Genomic DNA, 21,947 nt, shown 5'->3' with positions numbered 1-21,947 from the left:
TTTCATCGGGAAGGTGGAGTGTTCATCGGCAGCGCCGTCCGTTCAGTCACGCCGAGCTGAACGGAACGGGGGTGCAGATAAGGGCCGTAAATCTGGATAGGCGTTTCGTTCAGATGCGTTTCAAGGCCGTTCAAACCTGGGGTTTTCCGTTCAGACGGCGGGTCTGCGGCAGGCCCTCGCTCGAGGGCATCGGATGGGGTTTCGAAGGCTTGTTTCATCGGTGATCTCACGCGTGTCGGACAGGCATGAGACGGAGAAAGCTCCACGAAGGGGCGGTTTCAAATTGGTTCATCGCAAAACGAAAAAAGACCCGCAGGACAGGATCCTGCGGGCCGCGAAGTTGAAAGCAGACCATCTTTCCAGGTCGTGTGACCCGGACGTTTGGAACACGAACCGCCTGTTCGGCGGCGAATGCTTCATGGCGTGCGGACCCGAAGGTTCCAATCCGCGGACCGGCCGGGGTTCAGGCCAGGCATTGCGGGTGATCGCCACGTTCTTCTTCTAAGCCGCCTGCTCGGCGGCGGATCCGGGAGCATCGGGCAGGGCCTTTGCCCCACGTCGCTGCTCCCGACACTGATGATAGGGGGTCGACGGCACGGACTCGGAAGACAAAAACCCGGAAAACATTGCAAGCCCCTGATTTTTGGTGTTTCTTTTTTTGCGATTTCTGCTGCCCTCGAGACCAGGGTTCGGGCCATCGCGTAATTTTCAGGAAACGCACCGGCAAGCCGCGCCGACCCGCCGGCCGGCGCCGCTCCGCGCTTTCGTTCCGCGTCATCGATTCAAGGCGATGCGGGTCCGCGGGCCCGGCAAGCTCAAAGCAGAGGTTATTTCATCCCTCTGCATGAAGCCCACGAGAGTTAGTGGCGTGCCGTGCAAGATGTCGATGGCGGTTGATGTTGACGCGCACGCCTCTGATAGATGTGGCTGCGGCCGGCCGCGCTGTCACAGAGCGAAAACAGCGCCATCACCTTCTCCGACGTCGGGTACGACTGCGCCAGGTTCAGCCCGGCCCGCTCGGTCATGGATGCGACGGAGCCCATGATCCCGGCATACGCTTTCATCCGGGCTGACTGGCTAGGAGAACTGGCATTCCGTATCTGCCTGGCCGCGGCCTGGAACTCCGCGATATCATTCTCGATGGCGGTCCGCCCCCAAAGCGGGTGGTCCCGTGCGCCGTCCACCTCGGGCATGATATCCCGAATGCATGCCGAGGTCTCCTTCAGGAATTGCCCCGAGGGTACTGCAAAGAGCGGACATGTTTTAAAAAAAGTTGGATTGAGCTTGCGCCGAGAGTCATCACTCTCGATCTTCCCGTTACGCCAAAGATCGCGGACAACCCGGCTGAATGACTGACCAGACGTCGCGGCGACAGGCCCGGCGAGCCCGTCGAAATACTCGTGCAGACGTGTCAGGATAGCCTTGTCGCAAGACTTCGCGGCGTAGCGTATCAGCGCCTGCGCGGCGTCATCGGCTCTCCCAGTCTTTTTGAACGAGAGGGCCATTTCTTCCTCAATTGTCGCAAGACCGCCCAGTCTTTCGAATTGATCGCGCGGGCCATGGCTGGCTGCATGTACGAGCTTGCCGTGGACAGCAAGCAACGATGTGAGGGCTTGCGCCTCGGGATCGCCGGGACGCGAGAGGTCGTCCCGAAAGCTTGTAACGCGGGCATGGCAATCGCGAAGATAGTCAGGCGTGATATCAGGCAGGCGCTGACCATCGTCCTGCACATCGCGCGCAAGACGGAAATCGTCGTCAGGCAAATAGCCCTCGGCGTTGAGCCTGTCGGCCGCGACGCGGTATGTCGCCCCGACATGCAGGGCGTTTGTCGTGATCAGGGTCGGCGCGGATTGTCTGTTTATGTTGGATTGTTTCAGCATTTCCTGGTCCTCTTGTTGCGAATTGAATCTGGAACCCGGGAAATAGGTCCGGAGAATGAACGGAAGAAACGCGGCAAACATGGCGCTGACGATTGCAGCCAAGACATGCGCAATCCGGCAATAGTCCCGCCAAAGGGTGGGGGCCTGGCGTCGGTCGGGCACGCCCCAACGCGCCGGGTATTCGGTATCGCTAGAGCGTTCGATGCCTGTGGGCCCTGGGCGCCGAAAAACGACCCGCAGGAAGGAAACCTGCGGGGCGCTCCGAGATCCCGGCGCAAAGCCACCGGGTCTTTCGACCAGGGCAGACAGGATCAGGCGCCGCCTGTTCGGCGGAGAAAGATTGAGGCATTGAGGCCTGGAAGCCCCTGCCCGTTGGGAGCCCGAATATCGGGTCAGGCACCAAGGTCTCGCGACCGGATTCGATTGCTAAGCCGCCTGTTCGGCGGCGAATGTTTCATGGCGCGAGGGCTCTGGAGCCCCATTCCGCTGGCCACACTTGTTGTTCGAAGGTCACCGCGGTTTGCCACCACGATTTTCTAAGCCGCCTGTTCGGCGGAAAATCTGAAGGGCCCAGTCATGCGCCCCCTGCCTGGACAGCCGGTTCGGCGGGCCTTCCCTTGGCGAGTCACTCCGCTGCTGCAGACATTGATGATAGGGGGTCAGCCGCGATGACACGGAAGCCGAAATCGCAGAAGGCGCGATAAGCTGCTGATTATTATTGTTACTTTTTTGTCCTCGGGAGTCACGGCCAAGTCTTGAGCCAACGGGCAACTTCCGCGGGAACAAATCGCCAGGCCGTGCCGATCCGGCGGGCCGGCAACACACCCTTCCGGGCACGATCGAGGATCGTGCCCCGTGTCAGCGGACAGCGCGCCGCGACGTCGTCCGGTGTCATGAGATCCGCACGATACGCCTCGAGAAGGCCCTTCGGCGGCCGCCCGCCTTCGAACGCGAACACGTCGCCTTCCGCATAGCCCGTCCGACGCCCGTCGCGATGTGGCAACAGCAGGCCATCGCGCTCCGCGCGCCAGAACAACGCATCACTTCCGCATTGCCATCGCCGGATCAGCTGCTTGCGGCTGAGCAGCCGAAGGTCGTCACATCCTGAGTTTTTCGAACAGCACATTGGCTTCTCCACGTCTTTTCGTGGAGAAAGGTCCCGGCCAGGGAGGTTTCAAATTGCACGCGCAAAACACCTCCCGCAAAAAAGGCGGCTGGATTGCGGGTGCTTCCCGTTTCGCCCATATCGAGCGGCGCGCTACTACTGGCAGAATCCGCAGAAGTTCTTCATGGGTCCAATCCGAATGAACTCAAGTCGTTCGAATGACGAGCCGCCCGCAGTTTGCCCTGACCAGAGCTACCAGACAGCCCATGTTACTGCTGCCTGCCGCCAGGGTACGCGATGCGAGATGGTCCGCCATCCAGCGTTACGACGCAATGCCCTGCTTCGGGCCAAGGTTCCGTCGAAATCTTGTTCAACCGTGGAGTGCGGGCTCTTGAAACGTTTGATAATGGAAATCAGTCAGATTTGACCCTTCGGAGATTCTGGACGGGGGCGGAGGCCCAACGGGCGCCGTGGGTAAGGCTTGTATTCCAGACTCGTGCAAGTCCAATGAGACATAGCGGTAGCAGGGCCCCCATCGGCGGCCCCGCCCCTATGGTGGCTGATGTCAGACGAAACCAAGGTGCGGTTTCGCCCTTTTTACACAAATGATCCGGGCATTCCCGGGGTCACGATGCCGGGAATGAGGGAAAGACCTGGACGGGCAGGTTCGTGACGAGGCCGCGTTCCGAATATACCAAAAGCCGACAGTGTTTCCGTGCAATCCGACGATCGATCATTTGCTTATTGATGGAGACGCAGAAAGGGCGGCGCGTGCCATCCTGGGCGACAATATCGAAATGCCCTGTGGCGATGATCGACGGTTCGATCGTCGCCCGTTTCACGGCCCGAAACTCTTTAAGAACCTCTTCCGCGCCGCTTGGGACGAGAAGTCGCCAATGACCGCGGCTGCCGCTCAGGTAGCACATGCCGCTTCTTGCAAAGGAAGAGTTCCAGTAATTGGTCGACCTCAGAAACCGGCCTTCGTTTACGAACCAGATCGGATCGCCTTGGTCTTTGGGGTCGGAATGATGAGTGGTTTTCTTAAGTTTCATCGAGTTCTCCTGTGTTGATATCCAAGAGTTCGGAATTGCTCGATGATCACGGAAACGATTGATCAGATTTTTTTCAATTCCTGAGCAGTTTTTTCCCATCAGAAGAGCGATCCACGTTTGAGGCATTCATGTGAGGGCCACGAACCACTTTGGATCTGTCGTGGGAGACTGCCGCTCCCTTGACTTTGTATCGTGTCGCGATTGAAAACCCTGTTGGCCTCCCTACTCGGTGAAGAATTTCGCTCCGAAGCCAGACGCTTAACGTTCGCAAACAGCTTGCTACTCAGGCACGCGACAACAGATTTTGGGGCCGGCTTCTCGGCCTGGAGCCACTGCGTTCAGAAAGACCGGCGCGACCCTGAGAAACCAGCCGTCCAGTCTAATCTCGAACGCGAAACCCACGGATTTAAGAAAAAAGGGATAGTATGTTCCGGGAGGAGAGGGACGTGCTAAAAACTGTTCCCGGCCACTGCAAGCGACACGGGATGGTAGTCTGTCCGTGGCCATCGGCGCATCCCTTCGATCTCGGGTTCGCTGAAAGCCAGGGACTTGTCGCTTCGCGAAAACCCCGAAGACCCGTCTGATCTCCGGGGCGCTCGCCTTAATTGCAGGGATCAGGATGCGATTCGAGACCTCCCACGCATGATCGTGGCTACGATTTGCCGATCCTCGACGCCATTGGCTCCGATCCATTCATGCACATGGCGCAGTTCTTCATCCCCGTCGTATTTGCCGGAAATCAAATTCCGCAAACGCGTCAGCCGTGCACTCAAAAGCTCCGGCAGATGTCCCCTGACCGGCGTTCCGGGCGCACACAGTTCGAAACGCCGGTCGCACAGCGAAACTCTCACACGCCGCGAGCACACGAACCGCGTGGGGCGGCTCAAGCCGCACACGTCAAGATCATGATTGACCCGTATTTCATAGCCCGTGTTGGCGCGCGTCCCGCGCGATGTTCCGTAGACGATCAGCGCGCTCTCCGTCTCCGGGTCGACTTCGGCGACGAGACAGGGCCGCGCGTTCGGAAGAGGATCAGACACACCCTCTTCCGGCTCGTCGAGATACGGGAAGCGGAACGAGACGATGTCGCCCGGGGTCAAGTGATGGCGGTCCAGGTTGTTCTGGCAGGGCGGCATACGGCAGTGGAGTGTCTTGCCTCGAGAAGAAGTATAGCTGCGCCGGGTGCTGGCAACACGGCGCGCCGTGTGAAGCCATTTCGTTTGCAGATTACATGAGGCGGATAAGGAAAGAGTCATGAAGTTCTCCTGTGGGGGTTGGGGCGTTCCACCCACAGGCATGCGCAGCGGCGAACCCTGGGTGGCACAGGCCACACCCGGGGTCGATCGCCAAAGCGTAACTATCAGATTCAGCACGGCGGTGCCGCGCACTGGTCAAAATGCATTACATGATGGGGAGGAATGAATAGGCCTTTAGAATCAGATGGTTGATCTGATTGCCCCCACTTCTTCCGACGCTAGAGTGCAGGCAAACCTCTCGAAGATGTCTTCGAGAGGTTTTCATTAGCAACGGCCCTTGTGCTGTATGTTGTATTGCTCTATGTGTATCAACTTGCACATTAATCCGCATGAAAGCGAGGTTATCATGCCTTCACCACTGAATATTCGTGACATTGGTAAGGATCGCAAGGCGGCCCTCGAATTGGAGGCGAAAGCCACAGGCAATTCTATTGCTGAGGTTGTTCGGGACTGGATCGACGCTGGCATCGCAAGGTCCAGGGCTGAGCGCGAGCGAGCCGCCTGGATCGCGTCTGCTAAAGAAGGCATCGCCGATGAAAGCTGCCATCTTGAGCAGAACGGACCCAGTCTCGCTCGGTTCAGACAGGTTTAAGCAAGAAAGATATGATGCAAGGAAACATCCATCGCATGCGCGATGGCAACGAAATTGTGTGCCGGGTTCAGAAAGATCTCGGCATTGAGACACCCTATATTCTTTGTGCGCCTGTCCTCCTTCGCTCCGAATGGGGAGCACTGATTCCAAAACTTCATATTCCCATTCACTTGGACGGCGTCCCGCACATCATAATCATGTCGCAGTTGGTTGCTATTCCGGGCGCACAAATCGGTTCTGTTATCGGTGATGCATCGGCCTGGCGCGACGAGATAGTCGCTGCCATTGATCTATTGGTTTCTGGTTTTTAGCCGACGAGAAACCTGTCAACATTTACCGACAGAGGCTGGCGCAGGGGGCCACACTCTCGCGCTGAAACCAGGACATACTCCAGAAAGCGCTGAGTATGATCGCGGTTTCGGCCGATTGACACCAGCTGGACATACTCCACCGACAATTGATCGAGCCGCTCGATCAGGCGCGCGTTTCCGTCAGCCTTACGTCGACGACGTCGCTCGATGAGATCCTCGTCCCTGTTTTCCAGCACCATGCGTGCCGCGCGAGCTTTTGCACAGGCACGGCTGCAATACAGCTTGTTTCGGCGTGTCTTGACAAAGCTTTCGCCGCACGCCGGGCATTTCGCACGAGCGCCATCTGGCGCAGAACGGACGAAGTCAGGCTCCAGAAATGTTTCTACGACCTCTCTCATGCGCGGCTTGAAAACAATCAATCATGGCAAGATTTGCCTCTCGCGAATAAGATACAGCTTGGTTTTTCCCGAGAATGCGCAAGCGGAGTGGCGTGTTCGAGCTCCCGTCGGTCGGTTCTTCAGGCACAAGTGCCCGGTTGCAGCATGAGCGAATTCCTCTTTCTCCGAGGTATCCGTTCACGGACTTGTCGCTGAATCCCGCGACCTACAGCTTGCTGCCGCTCGTCTCACTTGGTCGTGGATCATGGGGCATCTATTGCGTTACACACTTGAAGTGTGTATTTCTAATATGCACATGGAGGCCTTTATGCCGAAACCCACTTCTGAAAAACAACGCACAAACGTCACCCTGACGGCGGCAAATCTCGCTGCCGCGCGGGAATTGGGTCTTAATGTTTCGGCTATCAGTGAAGCTGCGGTTGCCGAAGCCGTTCGTAAAGCGAAAGCAAATGCCTGGGCCAAGGAGAACGCAAATGCAATTGAAGAGCGCCGGGCATGGATAGAGGCGCATGGGACACAGTTGGCTGACCTTCAGGTCTTGAAAATGGGCTGATGGCGCAATTCCAGGTTTTTCGCACGGCCGGCGACAGGCTTGTGCTCGATCTTCAGACTGATTTGATCGACACTGGAACACGCGTGGTGGCGCCGCTCTTGCCGGCGGCTTCTGGTCCGACAGCCATCAGGCGCCTTGAACCGGTCTTCAAGATCGAAGGGTCGGATTACGTTCTGCATACGGCCGAGATGGCTGCGATCCCGTCAATACTGCTTAAGGGAGAGCCTGTCGCCGATCTTTCTGTTGCCGATTACGAAATCCGAGGTGCACTCGATATGGTGTTCTCCGGTTTCTAATCACTTCGAGTGTTTGGTTGAGCGACGCGTTCAGCCACGCCGTATGGATTCCACGATCCAACTTTCTTGGTATGTCATAGACATGGAGACACCTGACGATCGTCCGGCGCCTCCTCTTATGCACCGCCACACGGAAAACGTCAGAACTGCAAAACGAACATTTCTGCGGTTTTCATTTCTGCCGTAACGAATGCGCACCGATTTCGTGGTCAGCCGCTGAAATGGCGGCTTACCCCACCTCCAAATACAAAGGATCGCAAGGATGCGCATCAAACTGACTGATACCAACAAAGACAAGCTTCAAGCCGCATTGGACAAGGTGAACGAACGGGCCAAGTCATTTACCGTGACCGACCCCGAGAAGATCAAGGACCACGCCGCGGCCGCCGAGGCCAAACTCACGGGAATTCTTCCCAAAGCGGCATGGAAAGGCGCACGCGTCTTGTGCCGCCCGGCTGGCCCCCCCGCCAGTTCTTATGGCTATTCAGCGAAATCCACGGAGTTGATCCTGGAGCGTGGCGCGCGTGATTGGTTCCTGGTGAATGTGGCGGAAGCTCGCGTCCGGTCCGGCGACCGCAGGCTCTGCGATGTGTCCCTGACGGCCAGACAAACGCTGGCGGCGGAACTCTATGCAGCGAAGAAGCTGCGCGCGAATTTCAAGGCGAAGGACATGACCTCGGACATCTCGGCGCATGAGCGCGTCAAGATCGAGGTCGACGCGCGCAAGATGGCGGGCGTTTCATAACACCGCGGCGCGCTTTCTCCGCAATCCCCGAACTTCACTCCAGACCCGCCACTACAGGCGGCAGTTCACAGCGGAACGCAATGAAAGGCGCGGCACCCTGAAACCGGCGACCAAGGTCCCTCGCCTGATCCGCGCTTGCCATAAACGTGGCCAAAACACCTGCGCAACCGCGAGTTCGGCTGGTTTGGAGTTTCAGATGTGAAGTGTCACCGACACCGGTTTGTCAGCTTGAATTCGGCGGGCGCGCCTTCTCCCAAGTGGCAGCAGAAGTGGTGTAGTGAAGGCGCGCCCGCCTTCTCGGGCAAATGCCCGATCAAATGAAAGGTTAGATGCGTTGGCGCATCTTCTCCAGTTCCCGTTGTGCGCGCATCAGGTCATGCACAGCTTGAAGGGACGTCTGGAAAACAAGCAGCACGGTTAGGGCGCGTGCCATGTCTTCCGCCTCGCGCGATCGATGCGTGTCGGTCCACGAGGGATTTTCGGAGAAACAGAAGGGATGGTCGTCAACGCGTCCGATTTCGGTCGTTCCGTCGGCGATCAGACGGGACAGCTTGTCGATGAGTACGTCGAGTTCGACGAGCGTATCGTCGTCGAGAACTCGGCGGCCTTCGATCGCTCTCAAGAGCCGCTCCGGCCCCGTTCTGTCTCGGGGCGCAAGATTGGGAATAACATCTGCGCGCAGCGCAGTCGCGGAGACGCGGGCGTCGGCAAAAGCCTCGGCGGCGAGACCTTCGATGTTCTCGAACGTGATAGGGAGGGGTTTGTTCATCGTGTGTATCCTTTTTCCAAAGTTGCGATGGCGCCGCGCAGGGAGCGGTTCCGTTCCGGGAAACCGCCTCCCTCGCGCCGCCAACGCAGTTCCTCGCGACGACGCTCCTCGCGAGCATCCGCGACGATGTCCGCTTCGGCTTGAAGCCGGGCCCGTACCGCGTTCATCCGCGCCACGAGAGCTCCTTCGAGTTGACCGATGACAGGGGAGCCAGTGTTAGTGTTCGGTTTGAATCCAGGGTGATCGAGGCCAAGGAGGACCGTTCGCGCGCAATTGAAACGCGTCGGCTGATCCAGCCCGGCCGTCCTGCGCGCACCGGGTTCACGAACATCGACATCGTAGGCTCTCCCGGACTTCACGTCTTCAGACGTGCCCCGGGCCATCATTGCATAGCGCAAGCGGCCGCGTTCAAACACGTCCAGCACAAGATACGAAGCTGGCTTTGAAGCACGGCTCTGATCGGCATTTTGGAGCGGGAATGAATACTGAAGAACGTCACCTCGTCTCAGCGACTCTTGCCAGGTGGCAGGACGTGGATGTGACGGGTTTAGGGACTTGTCGAACGGCATATACGCCTCCTTTGTTGGGAAAGACGCAAGCCGGAAAGTCCCCACGCGATTGGTCTGCGCGGTCCCGGTCTGTGCGTCACGAACAAGCGCACAGACCGGGACCGCGCAGGCCCAAAAGCTGGAATGCGAAAGTTATCGCATGACATTGGCCGGGAGCGTGATCGTCATCGCCGAAGCAATTTGGCAGCAAACGCCGTTGACGCCACGTCATGCGGAGGCGGATTTCCGGCGGCACGGCGTCGGATACACCTCTCGTTCAGCAGCCATGAAGGCCCGCTTTTGAAACAAGAGGACACCAATGTTCAATCTCAAGACTTGCGAACTTCCCGTCAATCCGGCTCTGGAAGACTGCTTCCTGAACCTCTTGCTCGAGGCCCTGGAAGACAAAGGGCTTGTGCCGGAAGAAACGCCGGATATCGGCTATGGAGACTCCTACGTACGAGAAAATCTCAGCCATCTCACGGTCGAGAAAGTGCCGGGCGGCTGGGTCTGGAACATCCTATTCAAGCCACGTAGCGGTTACGACAATGACTGCATGACTGCTCCCATGTTCAAACCGTTCCAGAGTGCCGCAGAGGCTCTCGTTTTCGGTGCGTCCACGGTTTGCGAAATCGTGACGGGGTCTTCCGAATTGCCGTTCACAGTGGCGGGCAACATGCTCGTGATGGCGAGTTACGGCGATGCGACATAGGCGCGCCGCCGATGTCATTGGAGACTGAGAGCGGCTTTGCACCGCTCTCGGCGCCAAACAATGCTGTCGTCTTCTTTTTGCGGCTGGTCAGCCAGATTTGTCCGGACGGATATTGCGTCTCACGGACAGCATCCTGCAATGGCCCACCGGCGGTCAATTCGCACGAGTCGCGACGGCAGCCCACGGGAGGCAGGCAGGCCGCGGTGTGCCCCTTATTTCTTGCCCCCGTCCCGTCGCGGGCGCGCTGCGACCGCGAATGAGATCAACCGCCGCGGGCTTCACGTCATCATTTGGCGGGTTTCCGAAAGCCCGGGACCGGTACCATTTCCTGTTCAGCGGGCGCGAGGAGCCATTTCGAAACCGGAGGCACGTCCACGGTTCAACCCATGAACTGCGGATCCGACCGGGAACACGCCAGGGACGACTGCTTCGCTCGGCGATGAACAAGCCTGACTGATACCTTTTGAGAGGACCGTGCAATGACTTTGCTGCCCATCCATCCCGTCCGACGCGTCTACGAAGATCATACACTTGAGGTGATCGAAGACGTGATCGGGGGAGGCCCGTTCGATCAAGCAAGCGACGCAATCGCCAGCCAGCGTCTCGACCCGGAGACCTGGAGATCCATGCACAAGGGGCCTCTGATCATGAAGGCAGACATCGAGGCGGAGAAATGCTGGGCATTCGCCCGCGCGATTGCGTACGATCGCTACCTTCCCACGGTCGTCCTGCCTCGCGCCCAGAACATGCTGCAGTCAGGCCAGATCCATGGTCCTATAGAGGTGGTGTATTTTCCCGACGCGATCGGCATCCTGAACCAAAGCCTCAGAGTAAAGCTCGATGGGACCGCCGAAGCGACGATGTGTCTTGTCACACGTGACATTCATCGCACGCAGGACTTTCTCGCTCGCAACGATCCGTTCGACAGAACAGTGCGGCGCTGGCTCGATTACCTGCACGCCGAGTCCGTGCCGTGCGACGGCCTGAAACTTCCGCGGGTTGAACATCTTGCGCGCAGCGCAAAGGCCGCACCCCTCGACTTCACGCCAGACAGACATTGAACGAAAAGGCCGCGGCAACCGCCAAGCCCCCTCAACCTCCAACACACACCACCCAAGGAGCACACAATGGGAAACGACCTCAGGCACAAGGGCCTGCTACTGGACGAAGCGGATTTCGCGCTGCCGCAGGACTGCGATATGGCAACGCTCATCCAGGCCGTCGAAGCCTTTTGCAAGGCGGAGTTTCGCAACGAGTTCGATCACCCTTCCCTCGAATTCTTCGGTGTTGTCTCGGAAAGATTAGAGGACACATCCGCCAACCCTTTCGACAGTTTTTTGAAGGCGGTATGGGTCAAACCGGAAACCAGTTTCCAAGACATATTCCTTAAAACGGCCGAAGACCTTGGGATCCCTGAACCCCTGGCCATCGAGGCGATCGAGACGGGCCACACCGAGAGTATCGAAACACAATTCAAAGACAGGATCAGGGCGCATCTCGACGCTCGGGACTATTACAGTGCCGACCGGCTGATGCAGTACCTGCCAGACCTCCTATCCATCGGCCTTCCGGGAGTGAAGGGCGCAGACGAATTCGATACGCGCGGTCAGGACATGATCGTCGATTTCCGTGTCAACACCTACGGTACGGGCCGGCGGATCCTGGTCGAGATCGCATTCAACTGGGGCCAATAAAGAGAGCGAGCCATTCTCATCGGGTAGCCGGTAAAATCGCGGAAAACACGCTCAATGATCACGCATGCCTGATGCCGGACAGCACTGCGCCGTAGGTGAGCTTCGCAAAAGGGTGCGCCGATCACCGATCAGCTGATGGACGATCAAGGCAACTCAGCGACGGGTATTCCAGAGGAAGAACTCGCCGAGACCCTGGATGCAGACGCCAGGCAGATTCCCGAAGCTGTCGCGGGAATTTATCAACTCCGGGAAGAAAACGAATATAATGCCGGCCCCTAACTCCAAGTCATGCTTAAAAGAAATTGCGGCCCGACCGATTTCCATGAACGCTGTGATGTGGTCTTTTGGTTCACTGGGCATTTGATCGTTGTGAAAGATGCAGATACTGCGGGTTTCGCAAATTCCCGGACACGGATTTCAGTAATTCCCGGACAAGCGTTTCGGTAAATCCCGGACAGGGATTTCGCTAATTCCCGGACAGCTCCGGGGAGGCTCGGGGACGGTTGGTCATCGCCTGCGCCGTCACGGCATTCTGCCGGTCTTGAACAGGACCGGGAGGGATCATGCCGAGACGGAAGCGAGCGAGGCGCACGACCGTGCAAGACATACGAACGATACTGCGTTTGACGCATGAACAAGGGCTTTCGGCGCGTGAGGTTGCCGCGCGTCTGAAGCTCAGCAAGACGACGGTGGCGACCTACCTGAACCGGGCCCGGGAAGCGGGGCTGAGTTGCTGGCCTCTTCCTCCGGGCCGGGATGGCGATGTGACGCTGAAGCAGGTCCTGTTCCAGCGCGTTGGCCGCCCACCCCGGGATCTGACCGAACCGGACTGGCCGAAGATGGCCGCGGAGATGAAGCGCAAGGGCGTGACGCTGGCGTTGCTCTGGGAGGAATACCGGGCGGCGCATCCCGACGGCTATGGCTACACCTGGTTCTGCGAGCACTACAGGGCATTCGAGAACCGGATCAGCCCTCGCTATCGCAACCGCCATGAGGCCGGCGCGGTGATGCAGACCGACTATGCGGGCCATACCATCCCGGTGATCGACCCCGCGACAGGTCAGGAGCACCGCGCCCAGATCTTCGTCGCCGTACTCGGCGCATCCAACTATACATTCGCATGGGCGAGCCTCAGCCAGAAGCTGCCTGACTGGATCGAGGCCCAGGTCCGCGCGCTGAAGTTCTTCGGCGGGGTGCCCAAGGCGATCGTGTGCGACAATCTCAAGGCGGCCGTGGCCAAGCCGCTCTGGTTCGAGCCGTCGGTGACCAAGACCTTCTCCGACATGGCGGCGCATTACGACACGACCGTATTGCCCACGCGGCCGCGCAAACCCCGCGACAAGGGCAAGGTCGAGGGCGCAGTGCTGATCGTGGAGCGCTGGATCCTGGCCCGGCTGCGCAACCGGCAATTCTTTTCCATCGAGGCGCTCAACGTGGCCATGGCCGAGTTGCTCGAGGATCTCAATGCGCGGACCATGCGTCGGGTGGGGCGTTCGCGGCAGGAGCTTTTCGAAGAGATCGAACGCGCCGCACTGAGACCCTTGCCCGACACGCCGTTCGAGTACGCGGAATGGAAGCAGGCCAAGGTGCATCCCGACTACCATATCGAGGTGCTCCATAGCTTCTATTCCGTGCCGCACCGCTTGATCGGCCGGCAGGTCGATGTGCGCCTGACCCACCGCATGATCGAGATCTTCCACAACACCCAGCAGGTGGCCGTGCATCGCCGCCGCGGCCCCCGGGGCGGCCACACCACCATCAAGGAACATATGCCAAAGGCTCATCAGCGCCATGGCGGCATGACGCCGGAAAGCCTCATCCGCCGGGCCGCCCGCACCGGCTATCACACGGCCGTGCTCGTTGAACGTCTGATGCGCGACAGGCCGCATCCCGAACAGGGGTATCGATCGGCCCTCGGCGTACTCGGCCTGCAGCGGCAGTTCGGGGCGGACAGGCTGGAGGCCGCCTGCGAACGCGCCCTGACGGTCGGAACCGTCAACTATACCTCGGTGCGCTCCATCCTGATCACCGGACTGGATCGGGCCCCGGAACCGCCAGACCCGATCACCGCGACACCCCTCCACGACAACATCCGTGGCGCCGGCTACTACCAGTAACCCTCAGCACAGAAGGATCATCACATGCTGACACATCCCACCCTCGAACAGATGGCCGCGCTCGGCCTGACAGGCATGGCCGACGCCTGGAAGGCGCTCGCCGACCAGGATCCGGGCCAAGCCCTCGATCGCAATGAATGGCTCGGGCTCATGCTTGATCGGGAAGCCTCGACGAGGGCCGACAAACGCTTCGCCAACCGGCTGCGTAACGCCAAGATGCGCTTCCCGGACGCCTGTATTGAAGACGTCAACTTCACCGCAAGCCGCGGCCTCGACCGCCGTCAGGTTCTCGCATTGGCACAGGGCGCGTGGATCAAGGCAAAGGAGCAGATTATCCTCACCGGCCAGACCGGCACGGGCAAAACCTGGCTGGCTTGCGCCTTCGGCCATCAAGCGGCCCGGCTCGATCACTCCGTCCTCTATGTCCGCATGCCGCGGCTCTTCGAGGACATGGCCATGGCCCGCCTCGACGGGCGGTTCCCAAAGCTGGTCGACAAACTGGCCCGCGTCCAACTGCTCATTCTCGATGACTGGGGGGCCCACGGACTGACCGATCAGCAGAGGCTCGACCTGCTCGAGCTGTTCGAGGAGCGCTATCAGCGGCGCTCCACCATCATCACCGCCCAGCTGCCCGTCTCGGGCTGGCATGACATGATCGGCGAACCAACAATCGCCGACGCCATCCTCGACCGGATCGTCCACAACGCACACCGCATCGACCTCAAGGGAGACAGCATGCGAAGAGCAGATCAAAACAGAAACTTGACCCACGCCGAAAACACAGAAACGATGCAAACCGAAACATGACCACAGGCAGAGGATCAGCCGCGCCCGAACTGTCCGGGAATTACTGAAATGGCTGTCCGGGAATTAGCGTAATCGCTGTCCGGTAATTCTGAAATCCGCAGATACTGATCCCGAGCCAGACAGTAGGATGGTGGCATTTGAAAATGTCCCCGCTTTCCGGTTGTCCATCAAATGTACGCCCTGCTACTGCTTCCCAAATGGCCTATCAAATTAAGCGCAATGCGAAGAAAGACCCCGAGGGGCGTCTCATCATGCTGTTCGAAGTAGTCGATATCATCGACGGCCAGGAACATCATTCGGGCGAACGTCCGCTCTTCGATTCAAGGCAGAAGGCACAGTATTGGATCGACCGGCACCAGCCAAGAAGCTGACGCGGGCCCTCACCCAATCGGATGTTGGATGGTGGCCCGCGCCAAAGGGTCTGGGTCCAGCGCGCCAACGCTGTGAATTGAAGGCACCATTCCCTCAAGCGCAGGCTGCATCACCCCGCGACGACTTGGCAACCCATAGGGTATGTGTACTTTCGCCTTTCCCGTAAAAACCGGCTGCTGGGTGTCATGTCATCACCCAGCCGCACTGGCCAACATCAAAGGCATCCGGGGTTTCGCTGGCGCATCCTTTCGGACAGGCAGAAAGAACACGCCAGCGAGGCAGGGAGAACCTACCGCCTGCCGTTGCTTGGGGATGGAACGCCAGGCGAGGTTTTGTCGCTCGCCAGCGCGACTGCGCACAACAACGGGTTTTGCAAGTCTCGCCAATTTGTTGCGAAATTGATACACTTGAAAGTCACCTTTATGTGGCCGTATATGCAGGCCCTCGTCCGCACCAACCCTCCAAGTCTGTCGGTTCGTCCCGGCACAAAAAATCCCCGACCCGCCGTATGATCCGGGATTAAGCGAGTTATGGGGCCCTCTAAACGCCGTTCACTGTTCCGTATCAGCGAGTGCAGATACTCTGTCCCTCTTCCGTCGACGAAACATGATTATCGGAGGCAGGGTTGAACCTTAATGCCGCGACGTTGTGTGCGCATTCCGGGCTTCGCGGACAGCCATTCCAACGGCACGCGGACAGTCATTCCGGGGTGCGCGGACAAAGTTCGCGCGGGATGCTGAGCGTTTGATTTGACATCTCAGGTGTCGGTTTGTTCGTCAACGGTTTTGGTCGCGGGGGCATCGCGGGTCTTGCGCATCGACGGGCCATCGAGAGGCAATCTGTGCGCATTGTGGATCAGGCGATCCAGGATAGCGTCCGCGAAAGTCGGTTCGTCGATGATGTTGTGCCAGGCATCGACCGGCAGCTGGCTTGTGACCAGCGTTGCGCCGGACCCGTATCGATCCTCGATGATTTCCATCATATCCCGGCGCTGTGGCGCGGTCATGCGTTCCGGCCCCCAGTCGTCGAGAATGAGCAAGTCCGCTTTGACAAGCTGGCGGAACATGCGTGGGAAGCGTCCATCGTCATGCGCCAGTTGCAGTTCCGAAAACAGCCTCGGCAGGCGCTTGTAGATCACGGTGGCGTTGTCGCGGCAGGCTCTTTGTCCCAAGGCGCAGGCCAACCAAGTTTTGCCGACCCCACAGGGGCCGGTGATCAGCAGGTTGCGCTTTTCCTTGATCCATCGGCCAGCGGCGAGCTGTTGGAACAAAGCCTTGTCGAGGCGGCGCGCGGCGCGGAAATCGACATCTTCGACGCAAGCGCCACCGTGACGAAGCTTGGCGGCGCGCAGCCGGGACTGGAACCGCTTGGTCGTGCGGTTCGCCACCTCCCGGTCGATCAGGAGGCCGAGCCATTCGGCATGGCCCATGTCGGCGGCGCTGTCCTGGGATTGCAGTTCGGTGAAAGCGTCCGCCATGCCGTCCAGCTTGAGCTGGCGCAGCAGGTCGTGGGTTGGATGATCAAGCATGTGTATCCTTTCTCAGTGGAAATAATCGGCGCCGCGAATGTTGGGGTGGGTGATCGCCGGTTCCTCTGCGGGCCGATCCGGGGCCCGGCGATATCTCTTGTTCTTCAGGATGGATTGCAGGGAGCCGTAGGAATGGGCGCCGATGGTGAGCGCGTAATTTGCGGCCGCTTCAAACTCGGTTGCCGCGTATCCCTTGGACAACCGCAGGATGCCCAGGCAGGCGCGGAACCCCTGCACGGGGTGTTTGCGTTCGCGCATGATGACCTCGACGAGGGATGCCGTGTTGGGGCCGACCTTGGACGCCCACCGGCACAGGCGCTCCGGGGTCCAATCGGCATAGGCTCGGTGATTGGACGGCATGTGATCCATCACCGTAGTGTGCTTGCGGTTGCCCGATGTCCGGACATGCGAGGCAACGCGCTGATCTTTATGGAATATCTCGATAGTCCGACTGGTGATGCGCGCCCAGACCTCGGCCTTCAGCAGGGTGTGGGGCACCGAGTAATAATGCCGGTCGATCTCGACGTGGTAGTCGAGCCCCACCTTGCGGCAGCGCCATTCCGCGAACTCGTATGGCTCCAGCGGAAGCGGCTGGAGGGCGTGGCGTTCGATCTGTTCGAACAGCTCCCGGCGGCTGGCCCCGAGATGACGGGTGCGCCGGTTGTTGAAGCGCTCCAGAAGCTCCCGGATCGCCGCGTTCAACTCCGCCAACGAGGAAAAGCGCCGGTTCCGCAGCCGCGCATGGATCCACCTCTGCGCGAGCTGCACGGCCACCTCGACTGTGGCCTTGTCGCGAGGCTTGCGCGGGCGGGCCGGGATGATGGCGGTGTCGTAATGTGCCGCCATGTCGGCGTAGCTGCGATTGATTTGTGGATCGTGGAAGCAGGCCTTGGTGACCCCGGATTTGAGATTGTCCGAGACCACCGTCGTGGGCACGCCGCCCAAGAATGCGAAGGTTCGCGTGTGACTGCCGATCCAGTCGGACAGGCCTTGTGTCCAGGTGGCTTCGGCATAGGTCAGGTTCGACGCGCCGAGGGCTGCGACAAAGAACTCGGCCTGGCGCACCTCACCAGTCTCGGGGTCCACTATCTCGAAGGTTTGCCCGGCGTAGTCCACGTAAAGCGCTTCGCCCGCCACATGATGCTGGCGCATCACCGGGGCCAGCCTGCCCTCCCAGCGGCGGTAAAGCTCGCAAAAACGGCTGTAGCCATAGCCCTTGGGATGCGCCTCCCGGTATTCCTCCCAGAGCAGCGACAGGGTCACTCCGGGCCTGCGCAACTCGCTATGCACATGCGCCCAGTCCGGCTTCGGGTAGGTGGTAGCTGCATCTGGCGGTGGGACCGGGAACAACAACGCTTCCAGCGCAGCATCCGTCAGATCATCCGGCAGCGGCCAGGACAAACCCGCCCGCGCCGCCCGGCCGACATACTCGCTGACCGACGTACGGCCGACGCCGATGCTGTCGCCAACCTCCCGGGTCGTCAGGCCGCTTGCGCGCAGCCTCAAGGCTTCTCTGATCTTCCTCATCGGCAATCTCGCCATTGGGTCCCTCCCGCTCTCAAAAGAGCGAAAGGCTACCCGCCACGTGATTGCTCAGCACCCCGCCAAAGGGCTCCGCGATCTTGTCCGCGAACCCCGGAATCTTGTCCGCGCTAAATCGGAATGCTTGTCCGCGTCAGATTGGAATCCTTGTCCGCGCTACCCCGGTGCGCGCACCATCGTGAACGGCAACGCGCGGCTTCCCGTGACAATCTCGCAAAGGATGCCAGCGCCGTGCAGGAAGGCATCCCGGGGCTCACGGTACGGCATGATATCCGGCGACCCTAACGCGTTGGGCAGTCCGTCCGGTATGTCGCGAAACCGGACCGTTGAAACCCACCCACCGTTCAGTTCCTCGACATAGAAGTCGGTGACCCTATCAGCCGTGAACGCGTCCGGAAAACCTGTCTCGGGCTGTGTGGTGGGAATGCGTCCGGTCGCTTCGAGCGCTCGCATCACGATCTCCAACAGCGAGGGGCTTGAGCCAGTCTCGGATGTGCTCATGGATTTCGTTGAATGTTGCATGAAATTTTCCTTTTCCTGGGTTCTTGAGGGACAACCTTTTCGGCGCCCGGGAATGACGTCGGATCGAATGGCCGAGCGGCAAAATGCGATGGACGATTTTCTTGAGCGCAGGATGTTTTTCCCGAAGCCGGTTCCAAGGTTTTTCGCATTGGCTAATTGGCTGAAGGCTCCGGCCGCATAAAGCGAGAACGGGGGATCAACCCACGCTGTCCCCTGCCCTCATGCTCAGCAGACGCTGTGGCAAACCTCAAATCGGGCTCGTGGCCAGGCTCTCATGGCGCAAAGTAACCTGCACGGTTTCAAGTGCGCCTTCCAAATGATCAAACTATGCGACGGGCGCCCTCACTCTTTGGTAGAAAGAGAGAACGGCGGCCTCGCTTAAGGTCTGTTTACGGTTGGTTGCTCTGGCGCATCTTCTCCAAGTCTCGCTGCGCATTCATCAGATCATGCACAATTTGTAGAGAGGCTTGGAAGCTCAACAGCACGGTAAGCGCACGCGTCATGTCTTCGACCATGCACGTCCGATAGGTTTCTGTCCAAGAGGAATCTTCAGAAAAACAGAAAGGGTTATCATCGACGCGTTCGACTTCCGTTGTGCCGTCCGAAAGATGAGAAAACCAGCACTGACCACGCTAGTGGCCATCGGCACTTTCAAGATCCATACCCGCGCTTTCGTTTCACGGCTTCAAGTCTACGCATCGAGACTACCGCTTCATCCGCACCGGTGTGCCTCTCAATCATCAATTGGCCCCGACGCCCGATCCGGCCCCATTCGCGCACGAGGTCGACACCACCAAACAGATCGGGCTGCAAGGCCATGCGATAGAAGCGTCGCATGTTCAGAGACGGATCAATGCGCTTGAGATCAACGCTGGTCTGCGTCATGCAGCAACCTCCCGTGTAATCGCATATATTGCGAGTAAATTTCTAAACACAACAATATCAGGTAGACACCCGCGTTTCCAGTATGTTCTACTTTGGTTCGCATCGCCCTTTCGCTGGCGGTATTGAATTCGCATTTGCGTAACTGTGGACCCGGGCAATCAACTTGATTGTAGAACAAAAGAAGCATCCAGTTTCTTCCAAATGTGGGTCAGTTGCATGGAGTTTGGCATGCTACGGGTTATTCCGGCAGCGGAAATACGATGACACCCCAGTTTAAGGCGGAAGGCGGCCCTTCAGATTCTCGAGCTGCCCGGAGGTGAAACAGCATTCAGCCAGACATCTTTTTCATCGCGATCGTGGTATCGGAAGCGGCTGTGGTTCCTTCCATTTGTTGATGCCATGTACCGAGCGAAGGATCTAAGGAGCTGTTTGAACAGGCGTCGATAAGAGGGGCCATTATCGTTTCCGCTCCGACCGACAGATACCTCTGCTACCACGGGCTCGCCAAACCACCTCTACCAATTTTCATGCCGGTGGTATGGCACCCTTCTTACGCGCCCGCTCGACCAAGTCCGCATAGCGCTGCCCGATACCAATTTCTGAGAAATGCCTGCACCAGGCGGCTAGGAAAGCCTTCTCTCGCTCAACTTCTTTCTGCTTCGAGAGGATTACAGCAATCCGGTAGGAATAGTACGGCGCGGGTGTCATGCCGGAGCGTTCCCATCCATCGAGTCCCTCGCTGACGATTTCCACCTGCTTGGCGAGGTCGTTGTCGTATTGCTTGATGCCATCAGGATCCTCGAGAACCGAAGGTGATCTGTCGGCCTCCAGTTCGGCCAACTTGCGCTGAATCGTAGCGTCGTCGTCCTCGATGAAATCGATCCTGTTCGTTTTCTGCCTCGCGGCCGCCTGCTTCGCTGTGAGGGCAGGCATCGCATTCATGCGCTCGATCAATTGATCGAGCTTCTCGAGTGCATTCTCATCCACTCTGGTGACAGGCTTCGATGGGGCTTTCTCAAATCCCAACTCCCGTCGCTGCTTGGCCGGTGGCCACAAACCTGCGCAGTTCAAGATGACGTCGACCTCCCCGATCCGGGACTTCTTCAGTTCCACGGCAATTGGCATCCCCTCCGGAAAGCTTGCGACCTCGGCCACGGCATCGGCGGGCACATAGCCCAAGAAGACCCGTGAGGTCGGCGCTTCGTGCGGACCGAGGATGCCGATCACCTGCATGGCGTTCTTGTCATGCTTGTTGTCAGGCTCCGGCTTGAGCAATGCCCCGAAAGGCTCGCCGCGCTCGTCGGCTTGGGCTGCCAGCCGAAGAAACTCTCTTACTGCCTCCTTGCGATTGAAGAGACCTTGGACATCGAACCATCCGCTTCCGATCTTCCACTGTACCCAGTCGCCCGCGGGCGCATTGTCGCCAAACTCATGGACTTCCCAACCCATCGAAACCGGAGCCCGCAAGCGGCGTTGCGTGGCACGGGAAGGCCCCTTGGGTTTTGCCTCTTTGATTGAAGGCCGGGCCTCATCGTGATGCCGGCGGTGTCGGGTGGTCTTACTCGGCTTCCAGGCCCCGATTCCGAGAATGACGAGAACGACACCGCCAATGATCCACCAGAACGAAAAACTCACTCGCTTCCTCCATCCGACAAGCGCCCTTTTACTACCAGCTGCACAATGAAAGCGTAATACCGCACTTGGCACTGCCAGACGTAAGCGCGCCTGGTCGATGGTCTGAATGGGTTCCCGTCCGCCTTGGTCCTCGGTTGCACCAAGAATCTTCGCCAGCCGTTCGGCCCCGTCTGACAACGCCGAAATCGCCTGCTGCAGAGCCACGATCCGCTCATCGAGACGCTGATGATCGGTGTGCAGCCGAAGTAGGTTCCGCAACTGTGGAAGAGCAGTCCGGACCCCCTCGACCGAGCGATCCGATAGCGGCAAAGAGGAAGTCAACCGTTCGAACTCGAGCTCCGCCCGCTTTATTTCGTCCTTCTTTAATAGCGCATCGTCGTCCAGTTTGTCGATGGCCTTCTGGCTGTCCTTCCATTTACTCCAGGCCTTGCGATCACTTTCTTCCAGCGTCAGGACCCTTTGCACCCGGGCAGCCATATCGCCCTTGCCCACGCCGAGATTCACGGCGCGGGCTGCTTCCATCAGTTAGGTGCGCAAGGCTTCTTCGCGGTGGCGGCGGGTAGAGACGGAGCCGCTCCGGGTCATTGTGTATATGGTGGGCCATTGTCGTTCCCGGATGGGCCAGCAC

28 protein-coding genes are annotated in these 21,947 nt (G+C 59.1%); 14 read left to right on the top strand and 14 right to left on the bottom strand.

Features of this window, described 5'->3' with window-relative positions:
• Positions 1 to 2 precede the first annotated feature (2 nt).
• The 5 genes from RIdsm_RS26885 to RIdsm_RS26860 form a co-directional block, all read right to left on the bottom strand.
• The gene (locus RIdsm_RS26885) at positions 3 to 218 is read right to left on the bottom strand and encodes a hypothetical protein (protein ID WP_143100518.1); all 216 of its coding nucleotides are present in this window, start codon (positions 216 to 218) and stop codon (positions 3 to 5) included.
• Positions 219 to 860: 642 nt separating this feature from the next.
• Positions 861 to 1,961, bottom strand: a complete 1,101-nt coding sequence (locus RIdsm_RS26880) for a hypothetical protein (protein WP_057816990.1) — start codon at positions 1,959 to 1,961, stop codon at positions 861 to 863.
• Between the two features lie 661 nt (positions 1,962 to 2,622).
• Positions 2,623 to 3,018 (bottom strand): helix-turn-helix domain-containing protein, encoded by a 396-nt coding sequence (locus RIdsm_RS26875; RefSeq protein ID WP_143100520.1) that lies wholly within the window; start codon positions 3,016 to 3,018, stop codon positions 2,623 to 2,625.
• Between the two features lie 593 nt (positions 3,019 to 3,611).
• Positions 3,612 to 4,037: a hypothetical protein gene (locus RIdsm_RS26870; protein ID WP_057816988.1), complete on the bottom strand. Its 426-nt coding sequence runs from the start codon at positions 4,035 to 4,037 to the stop codon at positions 3,612 to 3,614.
• A gap of 614 nt (positions 4,038 to 4,651) precedes the next feature.
• Positions 4,652 to 5,293 (bottom strand): hypothetical protein, encoded by a 642-nt coding sequence (locus RIdsm_RS26860; protein WP_143100522.1) that lies wholly within the window; start codon positions 5,291 to 5,293, stop codon positions 4,652 to 4,654.
• A 346-nt stretch (positions 5,294 to 5,639) separates the two neighbouring features.
• On the opposite strand from RIdsm_RS26860, the gene RIdsm_RS26855 reads away from it, so the two are divergent.
• Entirely contained in the window at positions 5,640 to 5,885 is a 246-nt protein-coding gene (locus tag RIdsm_RS26855; RefSeq protein ID WP_057816986.1) for a hypothetical protein, read from the top strand.
• 14 nt (positions 5,886 to 5,899) lie between these two features.
• A complete protein-coding gene (locus tag RIdsm_RS26850; protein ID WP_236553266.1) occupies positions 5,900 to 6,196 on the top strand; it encodes a CcdB family protein in 297 nt (98 codons plus the stop codon).
• Here RIdsm_RS26850 and RIdsm_RS26845 read toward each other — a convergent pair.
• Positions 6,193 to 6,615, bottom strand: a complete 423-nt coding sequence (locus RIdsm_RS26845; RefSeq protein WP_144435875.1) for a hypothetical protein — start codon at positions 6,613 to 6,615, stop codon at positions 6,193 to 6,195. The two genes, RIdsm_RS26850 and RIdsm_RS26845, sit on opposite strands and share 4 nt — an antisense overlap.
• A 286-nt stretch (positions 6,616 to 6,901) precedes the next feature.
• On the opposite strand from RIdsm_RS26845, the gene RIdsm_RS26840 reads away from it, so the two are divergent.
• The 3 genes from RIdsm_RS26840 to RIdsm_RS26830 all read left to right on the top strand — a co-directional run bounded on the left by RIdsm_RS26840 (position 6,902) and on the right by RIdsm_RS26830 (position 8,188).
• On the top strand, positions 6,902 to 7,147 hold the full coding sequence (locus RIdsm_RS26840; protein WP_057817275.1) for a type II toxin-antitoxin system CcdA family antitoxin: 246 nt from the start codon (positions 6,902 to 6,904) through the stop codon (positions 7,145 to 7,147).
• Entirely contained in the window at positions 7,147 to 7,443 is a 297-nt protein-coding gene (locus RIdsm_RS26835) for a CcdB family protein (RefSeq protein WP_057816984.1), read from the top strand. The genes RIdsm_RS26840 and RIdsm_RS26835 overlap by 1 nt, the downstream gene beginning before the upstream one ends.
• Before the next feature lie 262 nt (positions 7,444 to 7,705).
• Positions 7,706 to 8,188, top strand: a complete 483-nt coding sequence (locus tag RIdsm_RS26830; protein WP_057816983.1) for a hypothetical protein — start codon at positions 7,706 to 7,708, stop codon at positions 8,186 to 8,188.
• Positions 8,189 to 8,513: 325 nt separating this feature from the next.
• On the opposite strand, the gene RIdsm_RS26825 is transcribed toward RIdsm_RS26830, so the two are convergent.
• Positions 8,514 to 8,957 carry a hypothetical protein gene (locus RIdsm_RS26825; protein ID WP_057816982.1) on the bottom strand — a complete coding sequence of 148 codons (444 nt, stop codon included), beginning with the start codon at positions 8,955 to 8,957 and terminating at the stop codon, positions 8,514 to 8,516.
• The gene (locus RIdsm_RS26820) at positions 8,954 to 9,526 is read right to left on the bottom strand and encodes a hypothetical protein (protein ID WP_143100524.1); all 573 of its coding nucleotides are present in this window, start codon (positions 9,524 to 9,526) and stop codon (positions 8,954 to 8,956) included. The genes RIdsm_RS26825 and RIdsm_RS26820 overlap by 4 nt, the downstream gene beginning before the upstream one ends.
• Positions 9,527 to 9,683: 157 nt before the next feature.
• Between RIdsm_RS26820 and RIdsm_RS30825 the strand changes: the two genes are divergently transcribed.
• The 8 genes from RIdsm_RS30825 to RIdsm_RS26790 all read left to right on the top strand — a co-directional run bounded on the left by RIdsm_RS30825 (position 9,684) and on the right by RIdsm_RS26790 (position 15,206).
• A complete protein-coding gene (locus RIdsm_RS30825) occupies positions 9,684 to 9,809 on the top strand; it encodes a hypothetical protein (RefSeq protein ID WP_276509284.1) in 126 nt (41 codons plus the stop codon).
• A 15-nt stretch (positions 9,810 to 9,824) separates the two neighbouring features.
• Positions 9,825 to 10,217, top strand: a complete 393-nt coding sequence (locus tag RIdsm_RS26815; RefSeq protein ID WP_057816980.1) for a hypothetical protein — start codon at positions 9,825 to 9,827, stop codon at positions 10,215 to 10,217.
• Positions 10,218 to 10,696: 479 nt separating this feature from the next.
• Positions 10,697 to 11,278: a hypothetical protein gene (locus RIdsm_RS26810; protein WP_057816979.1), complete on the top strand. Its 582-nt coding sequence runs from the start codon at positions 10,697 to 10,699 to the stop codon at positions 11,276 to 11,278.
• Positions 11,279 to 11,344: 66 nt separating this feature from the next.
• The gene (locus tag RIdsm_RS26805) at positions 11,345 to 11,911 is read left to right on the top strand and encodes a hypothetical protein (RefSeq protein ID WP_057816978.1); all 567 of its coding nucleotides are present in this window, start codon (positions 11,345 to 11,347) and stop codon (positions 11,909 to 11,911) included.
• A 135-nt stretch (positions 11,912 to 12,046) separates the two neighbouring features.
• On the top strand, positions 12,047 to 12,190 hold the full coding sequence (locus RIdsm_RS30275; RefSeq protein WP_160325857.1) for a hypothetical protein: 144 nt from the start codon (positions 12,047 to 12,049) through the stop codon (positions 12,188 to 12,190).
• Between the two features lie 284 nt (positions 12,191 to 12,474).
• On the top strand, positions 12,475 to 14,028 hold the full coding sequence (istA, locus tag RIdsm_RS26800) for an IS21 family transposase (RefSeq protein WP_057822085.1): 1,554 nt from the start codon (positions 12,475 to 12,477) through the stop codon (positions 14,026 to 14,028).
• A gap of 24 nt (positions 14,029 to 14,052) precedes the next feature.
• Positions 14,053 to 14,835 carry an IS21-like element helper ATPase IstB gene (gene istB, locus RIdsm_RS26795; protein ID WP_057822083.1) on the top strand — a complete coding sequence of 261 codons (783 nt, stop codon included), beginning with the start codon at positions 14,053 to 14,055 and terminating at the stop codon, positions 14,833 to 14,835.
• Positions 14,836 to 15,032: 197 nt separating this feature from the next.
• On the top strand, positions 15,033 to 15,206 hold the full coding sequence (locus RIdsm_RS26790; protein ID WP_160325921.1) for a hypothetical protein: 174 nt from the start codon (positions 15,033 to 15,035) through the stop codon (positions 15,204 to 15,206).
• A gap of 758 nt (positions 15,207 to 15,964) precedes the next feature.
• On the opposite strand, the gene istB (RIdsm_RS26785) is transcribed toward RIdsm_RS26790, so the two are convergent.
• The 3 genes from istB (RIdsm_RS26785) to RIdsm_RS26775 all read right to left on the bottom strand — a co-directional run bounded on the left by istB (RIdsm_RS26785) (position 15,965) and on the right by RIdsm_RS26775 (position 18,778).
• Positions 15,965 to 16,735, bottom strand: a complete 771-nt coding sequence (istB, locus tag RIdsm_RS26785; RefSeq protein ID WP_151175226.1) for an IS21-like element helper ATPase IstB — start codon at positions 16,733 to 16,735, stop codon at positions 15,965 to 15,967.
• 12 nt (positions 16,736 to 16,747) lie between these two features.
• On the bottom strand, positions 16,748 to 18,277 hold the full coding sequence (istA, locus tag RIdsm_RS26780) for an IS21 family transposase (protein WP_151175227.1): 1,530 nt from the start codon (positions 18,275 to 18,277) through the stop codon (positions 16,748 to 16,750).
• A gap of 156 nt (positions 18,278 to 18,433) precedes the next feature.
• On the bottom strand, positions 18,434 to 18,778 hold the full coding sequence (locus tag RIdsm_RS26775) for a hypothetical protein (protein WP_057821789.1): 345 nt from the start codon (positions 18,776 to 18,778) through the stop codon (positions 18,434 to 18,436).
• Here RIdsm_RS26775 and RIdsm_RS30425 point away from each other — a divergent pair.
• Positions 18,777 to 18,980, top strand: a complete 204-nt coding sequence (locus tag RIdsm_RS30425) for a hypothetical protein (RefSeq protein ID WP_160325915.1) — start codon at positions 18,777 to 18,779, stop codon at positions 18,978 to 18,980. The genes RIdsm_RS26775 and RIdsm_RS30425 overlap by 2 nt on opposite strands.
• Positions 18,981 to 19,188: 208 nt before the next feature.
• On the opposite strand, the gene RIdsm_RS30820 is transcribed toward RIdsm_RS30425, so the two are convergent.
• From RIdsm_RS30820 to RIdsm_RS26765, 3 genes are all read right to left on the bottom strand, one after another.
• Entirely contained in the window at positions 19,189 to 19,314 is a 126-nt protein-coding gene (locus RIdsm_RS30820) for a hypothetical protein (protein ID WP_276509283.1), read from the bottom strand.
• A 136-nt stretch (positions 19,315 to 19,450) separates the two neighbouring features.
• Positions 19,451 to 19,684, bottom strand: a complete 234-nt coding sequence (locus tag RIdsm_RS26770; protein ID WP_057821791.1) for a WGR domain-containing protein — start codon at positions 19,682 to 19,684, stop codon at positions 19,451 to 19,453.
• 525 nt (positions 19,685 to 20,209) lie between these two features.
• On the bottom strand, positions 20,210 to 21,841 hold the full coding sequence (locus RIdsm_RS26765; protein ID WP_057821793.1) for an HIRAN domain-containing protein: 1,632 nt from the start codon (positions 21,839 to 21,841) through the stop codon (positions 20,210 to 20,212).
• Positions 21,842 to 21,947 lie beyond the last annotated feature (106 nt).

Source organism: Roseovarius indicus, from assembly GCF_008728195.1.
Taxonomy (GTDB): domain Bacteria; phylum Pseudomonadota; class Alphaproteobacteria; order Rhodobacterales; family Rhodobacteraceae; genus Roseovarius; species Roseovarius indicus.
Note: the sequence above shows the minus strand (reverse complement) of the source record. Positions and strands in the feature narration are given on the sequence as shown.